This window comes from Bdellovibrio sp. HCB185ZH, assembly GCF_047302455.1.
Classification (GTDB): Bacteria; Bdellovibrionota; Bdellovibrionia; order Bdellovibrionales; family Bdellovibrionaceae; genus Bdellovibrio.
This window is the reverse complement of record NZ_CP178624.1, coordinates 518,579-534,581: the sequence shown is the minus strand read 5'-3', so window position 1 is coordinate 534,581 and position 16,003 is coordinate 518,579. Positions and strand designations below refer to the sequence as shown.

Below are 16,003 nucleotides of genomic sequence, written 5' to 3'. Positions count from 1 at the left end.
GGGGCTTCCAATCAAATTACCGAGGAGGCGTCGATGATTGATTTCTATACTGCTCACACACCCAATGGTCGCAAAGTTTGGATTATGCTCGAGGAGTTGGGGATTCCCTATAAGGTTCACGAAATCGATCTGAAAAAAGGCGAGCAAAAAACTCCCGAGTTTCTGGCGATGAATCCAAATGGACGAATTCCCGTGATTGTCGATAATTCGGCAATAGATTCAGTCACGGTTTTTGAGAGTGCGGCGATTTTGTATTACCTGGCTTCCAAGTACGAAGGTCGCTTCTTTGGTTATGGTTTAGATGAGCGCACGTATGTGATGGAATGGATGATGTTTCAGATGTCTGCCGTGGGACCGAATTTTGGAAATCTCCATTACGGTCAGAATTCGATGGATCCTAAAGTGCCAGCATTTATCGAGCGTTTTGAAAAAGAAAGCAAACGTATCGTAGGTGTTTTGGAAATTCAGTTAGGTAAAAATGAATACTTGGCTGGCGGGAACTACACGATCGCAGATATGTGCACGTATACTTGGGTGGCTGCGATGCTGGAAAAGCAGCCGCAGATTTTCACAGACGCTCCAAAAGTTAAGCAGTGGGCTCAGAAGATTTCTGAGCGTCCTGCGGTTCAGAAAGCGATGGCTTTAAGCCTTTAAAATCCCACAAAGCCTGGTCAAGCATTTGGCTGGGCTTAACGTTTCCCAAAGAGTTTTGAATCGTCGAATAAATGTTCGGAATTTCTTTTTCTAAATCACGCACTAATTTTTTTACGCGATTTCTTTTTAATCCATCCTGTGATCCGCACAGATTGCATGGAATAACTGGGAAGGCCCAGTCAGCCGCTAAAGACTCGATATCGCGCTCAGAAACATACGCCAAAGGGCGCAGCAAAATATTGCGCCCGTCATCGGAGCGAAGCTTTGGAGGCATGGCTGCCGTTTGACCTGCGTAAAGCATATTTAAAAGGGCCGTATGAACAATATCATCACGGTGATGACCCAAAGCCATTTTTGTGAAGCCCAAGTTGTGAGCGTAGTCGTACAAAATACCGCGACGAAGGCGAGAACACAAAGAGCAGTAAGTCGCTCCCTGGGATTTTTCTTTCACGATCGAATAAGTGTCTTTTTCAATCACGTGCAGTTTTACACCCAAAGATTCAATCCAAAGTTTAAATGCAGAAGCATCAAAGCCGGGTTGTTTTTGATCTAGGATGGCGGCTTCAATTTCGAAGCGACGCTCTGAACGTTTTTGAATTTCTGTCAAAAGAGCCAAAAGAACGCTGGAATCCTTGCCGCCAGAAACGCAAACCATCAGTTTGTCGCCGTCTTCGATCATATTGAAATCGTTCAAAGCCTGAACGATTTGCTTGCGGATTTTAATGGCGAGCGGGTGCTCAAAGTTGACTGGTGACATTGGGGTTATTTTTAGACGAAATCTCCACAACTTGTCGAGCTAAATTCACGCCTGCAGCCGTCAGTTCCGCGATGCCACGGGTATAAACCTTATCTCCAATGCTGTATTGAGCGCTATAGTGGTCGATAAAGTAAATTATTTTCAACTCCACCCAGTTTTCATTGGCGTCAGAGACATAGGCCCAAGGCGCCGGAATCCCGCGTACCTCGCCGATTCCCGCTACCACTTTTTCCAGGATCTGTTTTGCCAGCTCTATATTCGAGCCATACGCCAGGCGGAAGACCTGCCGACGTAATATCGGATTGTCAGGCGGGGAGAAGTTAGAAATTTGGGCGTTCGCCATAAAGCGATTTGAGAACGTAATCACTTCATCAGAAAAACCAATTAAAGTGGTCGATCTCCAAGAGATTTCCTTTACTTGGCCGGTCGCTTTCTGAATACCACTGGTGATTTCCAACCAGTCACCAATTTCAAAATTACGATCGAGCTGCAAAGAAATACCTGCAAAAAGATTTCCCAGTGTGTCTTGTAACGCCAAACCCAGAATCACTGAGGCCGCAGCAGATGTTGCAAGCAAAGGACCCAGTTCCAAACCAAAGATCCGGTTGATGCCCCAAAATAAAAGTGCGATCGACATGATCAGGGAAAAGATATTTACTAAAAGCAATGGCACACCATGCTTCATCGAACCTAGGAAAAGGTACTGGAGCACCATGAGACGCGCGGTTTTCACGAAAACCACGTTCGCCCAGATAAACGTCATCACGGCGACGTAAGGCGTGAAACGATTGATGCTTCCGAGTTGAGCCTCAGAGCTTTGCATAAAGATAAATAAGACAAAAAGAAAACTTAGAATGACGAAATGACGAAGTAAAATACGGAAATGATTGCGAATACTTTTGTGACGTTCATCGCTGACCTCTTTTAAAAAAAACTTATAAAAAAGCCACGCAAGTGCGAGGAGACTTCCAATCAGGATGTAACCTTCCAGTTGAAGAATGTCGTACAGTACATGAATTTTGATGAACTTCTCTGCCATGATTTCGCTGTCCTCGTTAACTATGAGTATAGTGACTAATTTTTAGTCTAGTCGAGCAGAAATATTTTTCGTGGAAGTGTTTGGAAGCTGCGTCGGTACGCCGATAAGCTTTTCATGAGAAATCTAATATTATCTATGAGTGCATCCGTATTACTAGCAGGCTGTGGCCAGCAGTATTCCGTTGCCGTTGATGGTATGGCATCTCAGACCGTTTCAGACATTGCCTGCAAAAATCAGCAATTGGAAGAAAAGCTGTATGACGGCTTAAAAAGCTATTTAATTGAACAAAAATCTATTCCTTCTGCGACAGAGTTAAAGTCAGCTATGAAAGTTCACGTCGAGAAGCTTGCACAAGACAATCCCCGCATGACCGCGGAACAGCAGTCACGTATTCAAACAGATCTTGATCAGTTGGTGGATTCTCTTTTGGAAGAAGCTCCCCAGGGTGAGCGTGTGGAAAGTTCTGAGCAATTGCTCGGTTTGCTGTCTGCCATCGACGTGGGTGATCGTTCAACGACATTCCGTTCTTATATGCAAGACCGCGTGCGCAGCAATTTCAACCAGCTTGCAACAACAGTTAAAGCGATGGATTTAGAATGCCCACCGGCAGCTGACAGCACACAATCAGCAGATGGCGGTGCAACGACAACTCCGGTGGAGCCGACAGCGCCACAAATTGAAGCTAATCCTGATTACGACTATCATAAAAAACAAGCTGTCGCGGCCGGTGTGCCCCTGGCAGTTTTTGGCGAGCGCTGGGCTTTAGCAACGGCTTATCAGTCTTGTAACAGTTTGGAAATTCCTGCACTGAACGATTCTGTGGCGGATATCAAAGGTATTGCGATTACAGGAAAACATTCAGATGGCGTCGGTAATAAACGTGTCATCGCCAGTTTGTCGCAAGTCCAAGCAACACATCCTTATCTTAAGGAAGTCACTTCCTATGCATCCAGCTGCTTTAACGTGCGTCAGAATCCTTTGATTTATGACTACGGCGGAAAGCCTTATGCGACGACTGCGACGACTTCACCGATCGATTTATTTAAAAACGGCGGTGATGGTACGAGTGTTCTGGGTATTGATTGCTCGGGATATGTTTATACTTCGATGGCAACCGCGGGTCTTCGTTTAAAAGAAGGTCGCGCACTGAAAGCTTCCGATTCTTGGGCTTGGGGATCTACTTCTTATGTGGAGCCTCAAAGCAATGGTCTGACATGTTTAAGTAAAATCACTGTGACTCCGTCCATGAGCTTGAAGGCGGGGGACATCGTTGCGGTTCCAGGGCATGTGATTATAATTGATCGCGTGGGTGCGGATCCTTTTGGTATTAATACTGCGCAAACAGTGAGTGATTGCTCTAAAATTACTTCGGATGTTTTTGACTTTACTGTGGCGCAAAGCTCCCCAAGTAAAGAAGGCGTGGGGATTAATCACTCTATCGCTAAAGACTATTTGCCTACGAGTGAAAAGATGAAGGCGGGTTTGCAGAAGTATGCTTACTACGCTTGTCTTGCGAAATTTAACGCAAAGAACTATACACCCAGTCTAGGTACACTTTCAGTTGTACGTCATAAAGGGACTTCGGCTTGTACGGATAAACGCGTCGTTTTAGCTCGAGAAAGCTGTATTCAATCCTGTTCTTCTTCAGCGTTTACGCAGTAAAATTTTTGAAAAAAGATCATGACTTATAAGGGCTCCTACGAATGGAGCCCTTTTTAATTATAAAAGAGAAATATGCGGAAGAGTGCTTTGCAGGGGACGGGGGCTGCGCTATAACCGCGACCATGAAAACACTCTCTTTGGTTTTATCCGTTTTGATTTCCGCAGGCAGTTTCGCATTCGCTGACACTCGCTCCTACTGTGACGATATAGAGCGTTTGGATCAGTTGCAGCACTTAACTTCTGATCAATTTAAAAACTTCTTTATTGATGGAACAAAGATTGATCGCATTATCATTTCTAAAGATCGTAAGAAGCTATATACGCTTCGTGATGATGTGGTTTTGAAATCCTACGATGTGGCGTTTGGTTCTGTTCCCTACGGACCAAAGCAATTTGAAGGTGACCATAAAACTCCGGAAGGCGTTTATACTATCGACTCTAAAAATCCGGAGAGCGCTTATTACCTGGGACTTCATATCGATTACCCTAATAAAGCAGACCGCGCTTATGCGAAATCAAAAGGTCGCTCTCCGGGGGGCGATATTATGATCCACGGGTTCCCGAATGATGCCGCCAAAAATGCCATGGTTTCAGCGGTTCATCCTTTTTATAATTGGACAACGGGTTGTATTGCTTTGACGAATTTGGAAATTCAACAGCTTTACACAATGACTAAAAAAGGCACGAAGGTGGAGATCTGCAAAATGAAAGAACCACCGTCGCAACCAGTACCTCCTGAAACCCCTCAGCCGCCGGAAGACGTGGAACAATAGGTCTTAACTAAGCCTCCTTAAACACAGGGGGCTTTTTTTATGTCAAAAAAAGTCCAGGACCTCACTGAATTCTTAGATTTCTTAAGAAAATCCCCTAACATGATAAATAGTTTGTTTAGCGTGAATTGCATCGACGAAGGTCTTGCTATGCTATGAATCTCGTATCTCGATATGAGACTGCATGGGGGAATCCAAGTTAAGTGCAGGTTCTTGTTAAGTATTTACCGTGATGTACCGAAAAGAACCACAACTATGAGGTCGTTATGAGATTGAAATTGAAGCCGTTTAGTACACTTAAAGCACTTGCTGCCAGTGCATCCGTATTTACGTTTTGCATGGCACCAGTCGCACAAGGCGCAGCAGCGGCCAATCAAAAACAACTGATCAATCAGTTTTTGAAAGACACGAAAATCACAACGAAGAAACAGACTGTCGGTGAATTCTGGGCAGGTGTTCGTCAGGTTTTCCCTAAGAAACCTCAAAGCCAGATGGATCAATGGATGCGCATCAATGGTGATCAACCTATGCCTTCCGTTGAAGCGACAACTTTCAAAGGTGCTGACGGTAAAGAGCAAGTTCGTTTGAACTTCCTTTCTAAAGACGGCAAAACAATGACCATGACTTTCACAGGTGACGAAGAGCGATTTGTAAAAATCAATTCCGTATACTTGTCTGCGAAAGACTTGCAACGTTACAACAACTTTGACCAAATCGTAGCGAAACTTGCAAAAGATCCGGCACTTAAAAAGTCTCTTGAAGGCCCGGTAGTTGCTGGAATGTCTTCTCCAGTGAAAAAGAATCCAGCAAGAAGAATTCTGACAGGTCGTGAGATTGCTAAGCTTAAAACGACGCGCTCTCAGGCTGAATACCTATTGCGTCTAAGACTTGCCTCTGAAGCAGCGGACAAAGTTTTCACTTCAGGCACTGGTAAAAAAGGCGCGATGAATGAGATCTTGAACCAAGATGCTATTCAATATGTATGGAGTTTGTTGCTTCCAGATGCGAATGCAGCGCAAGGTCCTTGCGTGGCTTCGGGTTGGGTTGCTGAGTACGACAAAAACTCTTGTGCTGCGGCGCCAATGGGTCGTGAAGCTTTGAACTCTAGAATTGCAGAATTGCCTTTCTCGGACAAAATCAAATCTGACATGCAAACATGTTCTAATGGCGGGAATCTTCCATGTAACCCGATGATTTTTGGTTTCAAAGACAACAACGGAACACCAATTTGTATTCAGCGTACAGCGGATCGCAAAGCTTTGAATTCAGCGACTAGCCAGTGTAATAAGTTGGCTCCCATTGATTCAGCAGCTGCTAAAGAGAAAATCATTCAATCTATCGTTGCAGCTAAAGGTAAAGAGGCTTCTCTTTGTAAGTTGAGCGGTGAAAAAGAAGTTTCTGAAGATTGTGTTAAGTCACTTGAGAATTATACAGAAGGCCTGAAAGCTCATTACATGAATGCGGCGGACTTCTGTACAGCTAACAAAGTTAAGGATCCAACGGACAGAGCTTCATGGGTGACTCGCACTGATCTTAAAAAAGACCAGATCGATGCTTGTGAAAACTTGAAAGATCGTTACTTTGACTTGATTACAATTATTGCTCCTCCAGGCATTGCTACAGTTCCACCATTGCCGCCAGATCCATGTCCTGAACAAACGCCAGGCACATATCAAAATGATAGCAAGCAGTGTGTTTGTACGACGACTAATAAGCCACCAGAGAAGAGCGAAGCAGTTGGTCCGGTTAAACTGACATGTCCTGCTGCTGCTGTTGTAGGTGGTGCGGGTGCTGCTGATAAAGCTCCAGAAGAATGTACGGAGTGGAGCTGGTGTAAGAAAAAAGGCTTGTACATCGGTGCAGGTATCGCGACAGCGGCTTTGATTGCTTGGTTGTTGTTGAAGAAAAAGAAAAAAGACAAAAAAGATCCAGTTTACGAAACGCCAGTGACTGTTGAGCCGTCTGTGTCTCCATCAGCTTCACCGACGACAACTCCGGGAACTGTGATTGAAACTCCAGATCCAAGTCCGTCACCAGCGGCTTGTGAAGTACCACCGAACTCTTTGATTAACGGTGTTTGTACTCCTCCAACGGTTGTGATCCCTGACCCACCACCATCTGAAGGTGGAACGACAGAGGGCGCACCGACAAGCGGTGGCGTTCGCTAGAAAAAGCGATGAGCAACACAGAAATTAATAAACAAGAAAATCCACAGCGGGCTCCTCGGAAACGAGAAGCCCCTGTGCCGTTAAGGGGTCCATCAAAGGACCTTTTTAATTCGCGCAAAGGCATGGATTTCTCCGTCGGCACGGGCTTTCAAGGTGGCCCATCCCGCAAACGCAAAGGTTATCGCCTGGCCTTGTGGTCCCTGATGGCGTCAGTCATCGATGGCCTGGTTTTGATTGCGATCAGCTGTGCTTTTTTAGTTCTGTTTTCTTTATTGATGAAGACCCACGCCAGCGTCGTGATTAAAAACTATTTTCATGCTGAATCGCAAATTATGTTACTTGCAGAAATCTATGCGGTGAGTGCGTGGGTGTATTTGATAGCAACCCGTGTGCTGACCGGCTCTAGCATTGGTGAATGGGCTTGTAATATTCGATTGGGTCAACCCCATGAGCGCTTGGAAACTCGTTATGTCTTGCGCGTATTAGCGCGTTCTACACTGATCGTCGTGACGGGTGTTGTGACTCTGCCAGCGCTTTCTTTGATTTTGGGTGGAGATCTGACCGGTAAACTTTGCGGTCTTCGTTTATTTTCTTTGAAGTAAGCCTAAAACTTCATAGTGCGTTGTTTGCGGAAACTGATCCAGAATCGCAAGTTCTTTGATTTCATAACCAAACGACTGCAGACGCTGCATATCTTTTGCCATCGATTCAGGAAAGCATGACATATAAATAAAAAACGGCGGTCTTTGCTCGTGACTGAGTTCTTCCAAGGGATTTAAGAATCCCATCAGACCCGAGCGTGGCGGATTTGCCAGCACTCCATCAAATTGACTGAAATCCTGCAGGATCTTTTTTTGAAAATCTCCCCGGTAAATCGTCAATTTCTGACTGTGGGATTTTAATTCAAAAGGTAACATAAGAACTGTTTTTTCAAGACCTTCTAAAGATAGTGCATCAATCTCACAGGCTAATACTGATTTTGCCGTCGTCAGTGCTGGTAAAGTGAGATTTCCAATGCCTGAACCGAATTCGATAATACGAGCATTTGGAAATTGATTCACCCAGGAGGAGATCTTATCCGCAATCAGTTTATTTGCCTTAAGACTTGGCTGCGTAAAGCTCGCGACATGACAGTAAAGATTCACAGCAAAATCACCCATCCACGTCGTAAACCAAACATTCAGTTCCGGATCTTTGAGTTTAAATTCCTGACCATTCCATACCGGGATTTTACGTCGTTGACCGATCTCGACAAAGGCTTGTTCCTGAAGTTTTTTAAGAATGGATTGCTCGTCTAATAAAGCTTTGATGTCGACGTTGGCAAAGTCCAGCCAAACCCCACACTGACCTTCAGGTCCCACTCGCAGGCGGATGGAGCCCTTCGTGAAAGGCCATTTGATTTTTCTAAATTCGTTATACCAGCCCTGAAGTGCCGGAGACAGCTGGGCGCACGCTTCAATATCCACAATCTCACGAGAGTTTTTTCCGTAAAGCCCCAAACGGCCGTCCTGAAGGCTGAAATCCAGACGGTCCCGCAGAAATCCCGCGCCAGCACTTAAGAATTCAATTTTTTCTGGAATGCGTAAGTCATGACTTTTTAAAAGCCCACTCAATTCTGTGGTTTTGCTTTCAACCTGCTTGCCATAGGGCATGTCTAGCAGCTGGCAACCAGAGCAGGTGTTTTCATAAGGACATGGAATAAGAGTTTGCGGGTCAGTCAAAGTCATTTAGAACGGGGCACAGGCTCCAATTTGTATATGCAGCTGGCAGCGTCTTTTTTCACGCCATCTTCATAGTGTAGATCGCGTTCAGTATAACCCAGAGTCACGTGGGGGAAAAACAATTCCGGATTAAATTCACCAGATTTCCCACCCTTTTTTATGTACAAAGCCTCAATGGCCTGACGGACCTTAAACAGAGACTCTGATTCCACCACGATGAAATACGTGCTTTCCTCTTTTCCCTGAATGTTCAAGGTGCCTTTTCCCAGACATAGGGGGTGGTACGCACTTTTTTGCAGATTCATTTGCTCTGCCACCTGATGGATGTCCTTCATTTTTAAATGACGGCTTAAGACCTTATCAAATTCCACAGGCGAGATCACGGTGATGTGCGCTTCGCCACGGTTTTTCAAAGGTGACTTCAGAATATCTTCGGTTTGCTTGAGCAGAGGTTGGTAACCCTTGTACTCCAAATTCATCGCCAGGTAATTTTTGAAAGCACCGCTGCCTTCGTGAGCCACAAAAGGCACGGGAGTGTAGATTTCGTCGGTGTATTTAATCTCAGGAAGTTTTGTTTCTGATGGAGCTGTTACACAGGAGCTTAGCACTAGCATAATGAAAACCCATTGAATTGCGCGCATAAGCATCCTCCTAAGATAATTGACATAATTCCCCATGTACTTCTAGCCTACACAGACTATGAATAAAGTGAAAGTGCTTCTTAAAAATGTTCTGGGTCTGATGGTCTTTGTAGGGGTTATCTCCTCCTGCCAAAGTAAAGAAATGAAAACAGTCGTTCCAGGGTCTCACGCCGGGTCTCATGGTGGGGCAGTCGCGGGTTCATTCGTAAACTCCCCGAACAATTTGCTAAGCGAAACACGTCAATTAACCTTTGTGGGTCCCAAAGCGGGGGAAGGATATTTCAGTCCTGATGGCCGGTATATGATCTTTCAAAGTGAAAGAGAGCCCGGGAATCCGTTCTATCAAATGTACGTGATGGATCTTAAAAATGGAGAAACCCGTCGTGTGTCTCCGGGGTTGGGTAAAACCACTTGCGGGTGGATTCATCCTTCCATGAAAAAGGTGATGTTCTCTTCTACGCATTCTGATCCTGAGACGAAAAAGAAAATGGCGGAAGAGGTCGAGAATCGCAAAAAAGCAGTCAAAGCAAAATACTCCTGGAGTTTTGATGAAAACTACGACATCTGGACTTCAACTCTAGAGGGTAAGGATCTCAAACGTCTTACGAAAGAAAAAGGCTATGATGCCGAAGGGGCTTATTCTCCAGATGGCAAATTCATTGTTTTTGCTTCGAATCGAGCGGGATACACAGAGAAGCTTTCCGCCGATGATCAAAAGCTATTCGAGCAAGACCCATCCTACATGATGGATATTTATATCATGAAAGCCGACGGGACAGGGGTGAAGCGCCTGACGGATTCTAAGGGTTATGATGGCGGTCCATTCTTTAGCGTTGACGGGAAGAAAATCACTTGGCGTCGTTTCAATGCTGCAGGTACGACAGCTGAGATCTACACCATGAATGTCGATGGCTCTGAACAAAAGCCGATCACGCATATAAAGGCAATGTCTTGGGCCCCATTCTTTCACCCCTCAGGTGATTACATCGTCTTTGGGTCCAGTGCTTTAGGATTTACGAATTTTGAGCTTTTCATCGTCGATGCTGCGGGTAAGTCAGATCCTATGCGTGTGACTTTTGCAGATGATTTCGATGGTCTTCCGGTGTTCACGCCAGATGGTAAGCACTTGTCCTGGACCCATCGCAATCAAAAAGGTGATTCACAGATTGTGATGGCGAAATGGGATGATGCTCAAGCGCGCCGTCTTTTAAAGCTCCCACCAGTGGATCCAAGTCATGCTTCTTTGTCAGCTGATATTAATGTGGAGGACCTGAAAACCTGGATCGCGTATCTGACACAAAACGAGTTTGCGGGTCGCAGTACCGGTGGTACCCAGGAGAAAATTTATTCTGATAAAATTGCTGAAGCCTTCAAAGCCTGGGGTTTAAAACCTGCAGGAGTTAATGGTACTTATTTCCAATCCTTCGAATTTACTTCAGGTGTGAGTCTAGGAGATAAGAACTTACTTGAACTGATTGGTAAAGGTCAGACATCTTACAAGCTTTCTCAAGATTACGAGCCCTTGTCTTTCTCTAAAACTGGACCGATCAGTGGAGCGCCGATTGTCTTTGCGGGTTACGGGATCAAGGCTCCTGCATCTGACAAAGAGGCTGCCTACGATTCTTATAAGGGTTTGGATGTTAAAAACAAATGGGTCATGGTGCTGACGGATTTGCCAGCAAATATGCCGTCGACTCGACGTCAGTATTTGAATCTGTATTCCAGAATGCAACACAAGGTAACGGTGGCTAAAAATGAAGGCGCTATCGGTTTGATTGCGGTTCATGGTCCACTCAGTGATTTGAAAGATCACTTTGGCAAAATCAAATTTGAGGGTTCGCTTTCAGAATCCAGTATTGCGGTCATTCGCCTCTCCACATCGGTTGCATCCACGTTGCTTCAAAACGCAGGCAAAGATCTGAAGGCTGAACAAGCTCTCTTAGATAAAGGCGAACCCCAACCGGGTTTCCCAATTCCTTCCATGTACTTGAAAGGAAATATTGATCTGCAATTTCAAAGATCAAAAGGCACTAACGTCGTAGCGGAGATTCCGGTTAAGGGTGCTAAAACTTCAGTTCTGATTGGGGCCCACGGAGATCATTTGGGTCTGGGTATGGCGGGGAGTTCGCTGGCTAAAAAAGATGAAGCGGGTCTCGCGCACGGTGGTGCCGATGACAATGCCTCTGGGGTGGCTGGCGTTTTAGAGCTGGCTCATTCCTATGCGGAACTGCAAAAAACTTCTCCTGGGAAGCTTAAGAAAAACTTGATGTTTGCGGTTTGGTCCGGCGAAGAGCTTGGCAATCTAGGTTCTACGCATTTTACTAAAACTCTTCAGAACAAAAGCATCGAGGCATATCTGAACATGGATATGGTGGGACGCCTGCGTGATCGCCTTTTTGTTCAGGGATTGGGTTCCGGTGATTCCTGGCATGCAATGGCAGAACGTGTGGAAGCCCAAACGCGGTTACCCTTAGTCACCCAAGAAGACCCCTATCTGCCGACGGATTCATTAGCTCTTTATATGGCGGGTATTCCCACGGCGCATTTCTTTACCGGTGCTCATCAGGAATATCACACACCTCGAGACACCATGGATCTGATTAACTTTGAAGGTCTAGTTAAAGTATTAGGTGTAGTTAAAGGCTTTAGTGATCAAATCGTGATGACTTCTAAGCCAAGCGTTAAATATGTAAAGGTCGCAAGCTCGCAAAACAATATGGAGGGTCGCAGTTTCCGGGTCTATGTGGGAACAATCCCAGACTATACCCAAGAAGGCACGAAAGGCGTTTTGCTTTCGGGAGTTTCCAAGGACAGTCCTGCGGAAAAAGCGGGTCTGCTTGAAAAGGATGTCTTGATTGAGTTTGATAATACCAAAATCGACAATATCTATGACTACGTTTATGCGCTTCAAGCTGTTAAACCTAACAAAGAAACGACGCTCAAAGTTTTAAGACAAGGCAAAGTGGTGGAATTGAAAGTCACCCCGAAACTGAAAGAATAACCGAAAGGTACGGACACACTTTTGGTAGCAAGGATGCAGCATTCTTGATGCGTTGTTGCTACCAAAAGTGTGTCCGTACCTCCAGGGGAGTCCAGGAAAAACAAAAGGGGAGTGTGTAACTCCCCTTTTTTATTGGATTCCTACAAAGTCGGAAATTTCAGTTTTGAACATTTCTTTTTAAGGAAGTTTTTCAGATTTTTATCTGAAAACTTCACGTAAGGGTCACCATCTTCCCGGTAACTGAAAATATCCCCGACGATAAGTTCGCAGGATTTTCCCACTTCATCGGTGAATTTAATTTTGTTGCGAGGGTTGCTGGTCGGTGCAGAACCCATTTTGAATCCTGCATCCAGGATCAGACCTTTGTAGTTTTTGATTTCCACTCCACCGGCATTGTTTTTGGAAATTTCCGGTGCCACTTGGACCTCAGCCTTGCTGTGGCCTTTTAACTGCGCCGACTCCAGATCGAAGTAATATTCGTCTCCGGTGGTGGAGGTGACTTTCAAATTGCCTTGTTCCTGGTCCCAAAGAAACGTTGGATATTTCTGACGGCGGGGGAAAGTATAAAATTCGCGAGCTCCTGTCGTTTCTGAAACTGGACCTGCACCGAAAGAGTTAAAAACCATCAGGTTGCCGTCTGCTGCAAAGATATATCCACGGTAGAACATGTTATCGATTTTATAGTTACTGATCGATACAAAGCAGTCTCCGTTCGATGTCGGGCGCATTTGCACTTGAATGCTTCCCCCGCGTTCAACGCGATCCGGGCACACAGGATTATCCAGTGCTTGAGTGGAGGCGAAACTTGGGAGCGCGAACAAGAGAGTAACTAAAAGTTGCATAAAAACCTCACTGAGTTCAATCAGGAGAACTCATCGAATTGCCACTGTCAGCAAGGGACACGGGGCGGCGAAATAAATCTTCAACAAAACTTTAACCATTTCTGGACTCGATGATTCTTAACCTTTTGTGGTTTTATAAGAGTCTCCTTATCGAGAGGGATTTGTCTATGTCTTCTACTTTTTCCGACGAATTTAGAAAGTATCAAAAACAGGAACGCCGCCTGACAGCAGCGATCGTTTTGGTGTCTGTATTGGCGCCAGTTTCTTTTACTTTATTGTTGGAAAGAAAGTTTCATTGGATTGTTTGTGGAACGACAGCTCTTTTGTTTTTGGTAGCAGCCGTCGCCCTTCACGTTTATCGTGCACAAGTGTCGCAAAAGCTTTTAAAAAAGTATGAAAACCTTGAAGTTGGTTCGGTGTTGGCAAAAAAGATTTCGCCAAAAGCCCCAAGTCGTTTTGTGATCACCAACACGGGATACAATCACTTCTATCTAAAATGCCTAAATACGGGCGAGCAAGTTCTCGTGTCTAAACACAGAGTTCGCGAAGATTTCGATATTGCAAATTGATTTCAACATTCGCATGACGGAGCCTATTTCAAATGGAGGCTCCAGTGCGAAGACTTGCGTTTATTTCAGCGCTCTTCACTTTGCTATATCTAAAGATATCTGTCGCTGGTGTCTTGGATTATAGTTGCTCTTCGAAAAATCTGAATGGCGTCAATTTCAAATATTGCATCAACCAAGTCGATCGCACTCGCAATCAAGACATCGTCTATTTCTTTCATGGCATTTCAGCCAACGCGGAATCCTGGTTTAATAAGGGCGACACGCGCTCCATTGCAAAACGTTGGTTACTAAAGGGTTATGAACCCACAATCATCACCATCTCTTTTGGTCCGGCGTGGATGCTGGTAGACAATGTAAAATCCAGAACCCTGCCTTTATTTAAAGACCACATCCTGCCTTTTTTGGAAAACGAGGTGGGTGGTTTAAGGCAAGGTCGTCGCATGGTGATTGGCCAATCGATGGGGGGCTTTAACGCTGCCGAAGCCACATTAAGGATGCCTGGATATTTCTCCAAAGCTCTGTTGTTATGTCCTGCTCTTTCGGTGATTGGACCTTATTCAAGCAGTCAGGAAATTGCTGATTATAAACAGCGCACTCGTGCTGAAGGATTTCTGGTCGACTCCCTGATTGATATTTCAAAACATTTTATCGTTGATGGGGAGGATTGGGATCACCACGATCCTTTAAAGCTGCCAGAGTCTTACCCTCAAGGAATTTTAAAGCCAGCCTATTATGTATCAACGGGTCGAGGCGACAACTTCGGTTTTCAAGAGGGCTCACAGTTATTTGTTAACATCGCAAAAAAATATAGCTTCCAGGCACAGTGGGCTCCTGTTTACGGGTATCACTGCAGTTTCAATCGTCAGGGAGCTGCTGATTTTATTAGAGGAGTTTTGAAATGAACGATATGGAATCATATAAAGGCTTTAAAGAAGAAAATCGCATCAAGGGTGACGATATCAATGCAGATGAATACCGCGAGGAAATCCGGCAGTTGATTGAAAAAGTCGTGCGCTTTTTAGTCGATCAGCCTGACACCGTCACCGTCACGACCTATGTGGGTCCCAAGACGACAGTCTATCGCGTGAATTGTGCAAAAGACAATTTAGGTCAGGTCATTGGAGCTCAAGGAAAAACTATCATGGGCTTGCGAGCCGTTGTTCATGCCATGACAGCACGAAATGGAATCCGTTCTATTGTGGAGATTCCGGTATAGGCGGCAGGAGTGACAAGAAATTCTTTGATCATTTTAGTAGTGGTCTTAGTGATCGGCTTTGGTGTCTGGTTTACTAAATTTGGCCAAGAGCTAAAAAGAACACAGGAAATCGTGAACGAAAAAAACGACGACACCCAACGCCTTTTACGTCGTCGTACTGCGGCCGTGACTGAAAAGCCTGCTGTCGACAACTCCCTTCGAAAAACTCAGTTGCAAAAAGAGATTCAGGATCTTTCAACTCAGCTGTATCAAGAAAACCAAAAGCTCGATACGCAACGAAAATATCTGGATGATATTCGAAATAAAACCAACCCCGATCGCGCTGAATTTAACTATCGCAATCAGATCAGCACCGCGAATCAAGAGATCCAGTCCTTAACTGACACTCTTCGGGGAGATCAATTTAATGAGGCAGAAATTCAGCGCGAGGTCCAGCGCATTTCCACCGAAACAAATACAGCCGCACGCTTTTACACCGAACAAATGGATAAAAACATTAAGGATCAAGAGGCGATCATTCGCAGAACTCAAGAAGACCTTGAATATTGGATGGGCAATTTAAACTATCTGACCCTGCGCGATCAAAATGTTAGTATTTTGCAGCAACAGCTCGCGGCTCAAACCCAACAGTTGCAGGATATGAAAGTTCAAAGGCTGCAGATTTCAGCTCAAGCTTTGGAACGGACACAGACGGCACAGGCGCAAGCCCGGCAAATAGCATCTGAAAACGCAGCGGCCCGGGCCGATATTCAGGAGCAAATAGATTCATTGCGTGATCAGATTCAACGTTTGGAGTACGCCTATCGACAAACTCGTTATGGGCAAATGTCTGCGCAATCTCAAGTCAATCAGGCGGAAAGAAACTTACAAGGTCAGCAGGAAGTGATTCGTTCTGTCCAGGAGCTTTTGCGGGAAAAACAAGGCGAATTCAATCAGCTGCAGTAGACCTTGAGCTAAAACTGG

The 16,003-nt window shown here is 45.1% G+C and carries 15 protein-coding genes; 10 read left to right on the top strand and 5 right to left on the bottom strand.

Annotation, left to right across the window (positions count from 1 at the left end):
• Positions 1 to 33: 33 nt before the first annotated feature.
• Positions 34 to 654, top strand: coding sequence for a glutathione S-transferase family protein (locus ACLSU7_RS02640; protein ID WP_413294008.1), 621 nt, complete (start codon positions 34 to 36; stop codon positions 652 to 654).
• Here the strand turns inward: ACLSU7_RS02640 and ttcA are convergent.
• Positions 587 to 1,411, bottom strand: coding sequence for a tRNA 2-thiocytidine(32) synthetase TtcA (gene ttcA, locus ACLSU7_RS02635; RefSeq protein WP_413294007.1), 825 nt, complete (start codon positions 1,409 to 1,411; stop codon positions 587 to 589). The two genes, ACLSU7_RS02640 and ttcA, sit on opposite strands and share 68 nt — an antisense overlap.
• A complete protein-coding gene (locus tag ACLSU7_RS02630) occupies positions 1,392 to 2,450 on the bottom strand; it encodes a mechanosensitive ion channel family protein (RefSeq protein ID WP_413294006.1) in 1,059 nt (352 codons plus the stop codon). Before ACLSU7_RS02630 ends, ttcA begins: the two co-directional genes overlap by 20 nt.
• A gap of 135 nt (positions 2,451 to 2,585) precedes the next feature.
• On the opposite strand from ACLSU7_RS02630, the gene ACLSU7_RS02625 reads away from it, so the two are divergent.
• From ACLSU7_RS02625 to ACLSU7_RS02610, 4 genes are all read left to right on the top strand, one after another.
• Complete coding sequence (locus ACLSU7_RS02625) at positions 2,586 to 4,112, top strand: hypothetical protein (protein WP_413294005.1); 1,527 nt, start codon at positions 2,586 to 2,588, stop codon at positions 4,110 to 4,112.
• Positions 4,113 to 4,234: 122 nt separating this feature from the next.
• The gene (locus ACLSU7_RS02620; protein ID WP_413294004.1) at positions 4,235 to 4,885 is read left to right on the top strand and encodes a L,D-transpeptidase family protein; all 651 of its coding nucleotides are present in this window, start codon (positions 4,235 to 4,237) and stop codon (positions 4,883 to 4,885) included.
• A 263-nt stretch (positions 4,886 to 5,148) separates the two neighbouring features.
• On the top strand, positions 5,149 to 7,050 hold the full coding sequence (locus ACLSU7_RS02615) for a hypothetical protein (protein ID WP_413294003.1): 1,902 nt from the start codon (positions 5,149 to 5,151) through the stop codon (positions 7,048 to 7,050).
• A gap of 122 nt (positions 7,051 to 7,172) precedes the next feature.
• Complete coding sequence (locus tag ACLSU7_RS02610) at positions 7,173 to 7,652, top strand: RDD family protein (protein WP_413294002.1); 480 nt, start codon at positions 7,173 to 7,175, stop codon at positions 7,650 to 7,652.
• Here ACLSU7_RS02610 and ACLSU7_RS02605 read toward each other — a convergent pair.
• Together ACLSU7_RS02605 and ACLSU7_RS02600 are read right to left on the bottom strand one after the other, a co-directional pair.
• On the bottom strand, positions 7,635 to 8,777 hold the full coding sequence (locus ACLSU7_RS02605; protein ID WP_413294001.1) for an RNA methyltransferase: 1,143 nt from the start codon (positions 8,775 to 8,777) through the stop codon (positions 7,635 to 7,637). The two genes, ACLSU7_RS02610 and ACLSU7_RS02605, sit on opposite strands and share 18 nt — an antisense overlap.
• Entirely contained in the window at positions 8,774 to 9,412 is a 639-nt protein-coding gene (locus tag ACLSU7_RS02600) for a hypothetical protein (RefSeq protein ID WP_413294000.1), read from the bottom strand. The genes ACLSU7_RS02605 and ACLSU7_RS02600 overlap by 4 nt, the downstream gene beginning before the upstream one ends.
• Before the next feature lie 58 nt (positions 9,413 to 9,470).
• Here ACLSU7_RS02600 and ACLSU7_RS02595 point away from each other — a divergent pair, with 58 nt between their 5' ends.
• The gene (locus tag ACLSU7_RS02595; RefSeq protein ID WP_413293999.1) at positions 9,471 to 12,413 is read left to right on the top strand and encodes a M28 family peptidase; all 2,943 of its coding nucleotides are present in this window, start codon (positions 9,471 to 9,473) and stop codon (positions 12,411 to 12,413) included.
• A gap of 140 nt (positions 12,414 to 12,553) precedes the next feature.
• On the opposite strand, the gene ACLSU7_RS02590 is transcribed toward ACLSU7_RS02595, so the two are convergent.
• Positions 12,554 to 13,255 (bottom strand): hypothetical protein, encoded by a 702-nt coding sequence (locus tag ACLSU7_RS02590; protein ID WP_413293998.1) that lies wholly within the window; start codon positions 13,253 to 13,255, stop codon positions 12,554 to 12,556.
• A 167-nt stretch (positions 13,256 to 13,422) separates the two neighbouring features.
• Between ACLSU7_RS02590 and ACLSU7_RS02585 the strand changes: the two genes are divergently transcribed.
• From ACLSU7_RS02585 to ACLSU7_RS02570, 4 genes are read left to right on the top strand one after another with little or no spacing between them, the layout of a single operon-like run.
• Complete coding sequence (locus tag ACLSU7_RS02585; RefSeq protein WP_413293997.1) at positions 13,423 to 13,824, top strand: hypothetical protein; 402 nt, start codon at positions 13,423 to 13,425, stop codon at positions 13,822 to 13,824.
• A gap of 44 nt (positions 13,825 to 13,868) precedes the next feature.
• A complete protein-coding gene (locus ACLSU7_RS02580; protein WP_413293996.1) occupies positions 13,869 to 14,726 on the top strand; it encodes an alpha/beta hydrolase-fold protein in 858 nt (285 codons plus the stop codon).
• Positions 14,723 to 15,040: a KH domain-containing protein gene (locus ACLSU7_RS02575; RefSeq protein WP_181607444.1), complete on the top strand. Its 318-nt coding sequence runs from the start codon at positions 14,723 to 14,725 to the stop codon at positions 15,038 to 15,040. Before ACLSU7_RS02580 ends, ACLSU7_RS02575 begins: the two co-directional genes overlap by 4 nt.
• A 9-nt stretch (positions 15,041 to 15,049) precedes the next feature.
• Positions 15,050 to 15,985: a hypothetical protein gene (locus tag ACLSU7_RS02570; RefSeq protein WP_413293995.1), complete on the top strand. Its 936-nt coding sequence runs from the start codon at positions 15,050 to 15,052 to the stop codon at positions 15,983 to 15,985.
• Positions 15,986 to 16,003: the final 18 nt, after the last annotated feature.

Excerpts from the sequence above, each read along its gene's own strand:
- ACLSU7_RS02625 (WP_413294005.1), top strand. The coding sequence starts at position 2,586 with ATGAGTGCATCCGTATTACTAGCAGGCTGTGGCCAGCAGTATTCCGTT.
- ACLSU7_RS02590 (WP_413293998.1), bottom strand. The coding sequence starts at position 13,255 with ATGCAACTTTTAGTTACTCTCTTGTTCGCGCTCCCAAGTTTCGCCTCC.
- ACLSU7_RS02640 (WP_413294008.1), top strand. The coding sequence starts at position 34 with ATGATTGATTTCTATACTGCTCACACACCCAATGGTCGCAAAGTTTGG.
- ACLSU7_RS02610 (WP_413294002.1), top strand. The coding sequence starts at position 7,173 with ATGGATTTCTCCGTCGGCACGGGCTTTCAAGGTGGCCCATCCCGCAAA.
- ACLSU7_RS02620 (WP_413294004.1), top strand. The coding sequence starts at position 4,235 with ATGAAAACACTCTCTTTGGTTTTATCCGTTTTGATTTCCGCAGGCAGT.
- ACLSU7_RS02630 (WP_413294006.1), bottom strand. The coding sequence starts at position 2,450 with ATGGCAGAGAAGTTCATCAAAATTCATGTACTGTACGACATTCTTCAA.
- ACLSU7_RS02595 (WP_413293999.1), top strand. The coding sequence starts at position 9,471 with ATGAATAAAGTGAAAGTGCTTCTTAAAAATGTTCTGGGTCTGATGGTC.
- ACLSU7_RS02605 (WP_413294001.1), bottom strand. The coding sequence starts at position 8,777 with ATGACTTTGACTGACCCGCAAACTCTTATTCCATGTCCTTATGAAAAC.
- ACLSU7_RS02575 (WP_181607444.1), top strand. The coding sequence starts at position 14,723 with ATGAACGATATGGAATCATATAAAGGCTTTAAAGAAGAAAATCGCATC.
- ACLSU7_RS02585 (WP_413293997.1), top strand. The coding sequence starts at position 13,423 with ATGTCTTCTACTTTTTCCGACGAATTTAGAAAGTATCAAAAACAGGAA.
- ACLSU7_RS02600 (WP_413294000.1), bottom strand. The coding sequence starts at position 9,412 with ATGCGCGCAATTCAATGGGTTTTCATTATGCTAGTGCTAAGCTCCTGT.
- ttcA (WP_413294007.1), bottom strand. The coding sequence starts at position 1,411 with ATGTCACCAGTCAACTTTGAGCACCCGCTCGCCATTAAAATCCGCAAG.
- ACLSU7_RS02615 (WP_413294003.1), top strand. The coding sequence starts at position 5,149 with ATGAGATTGAAATTGAAGCCGTTTAGTACACTTAAAGCACTTGCTGCC.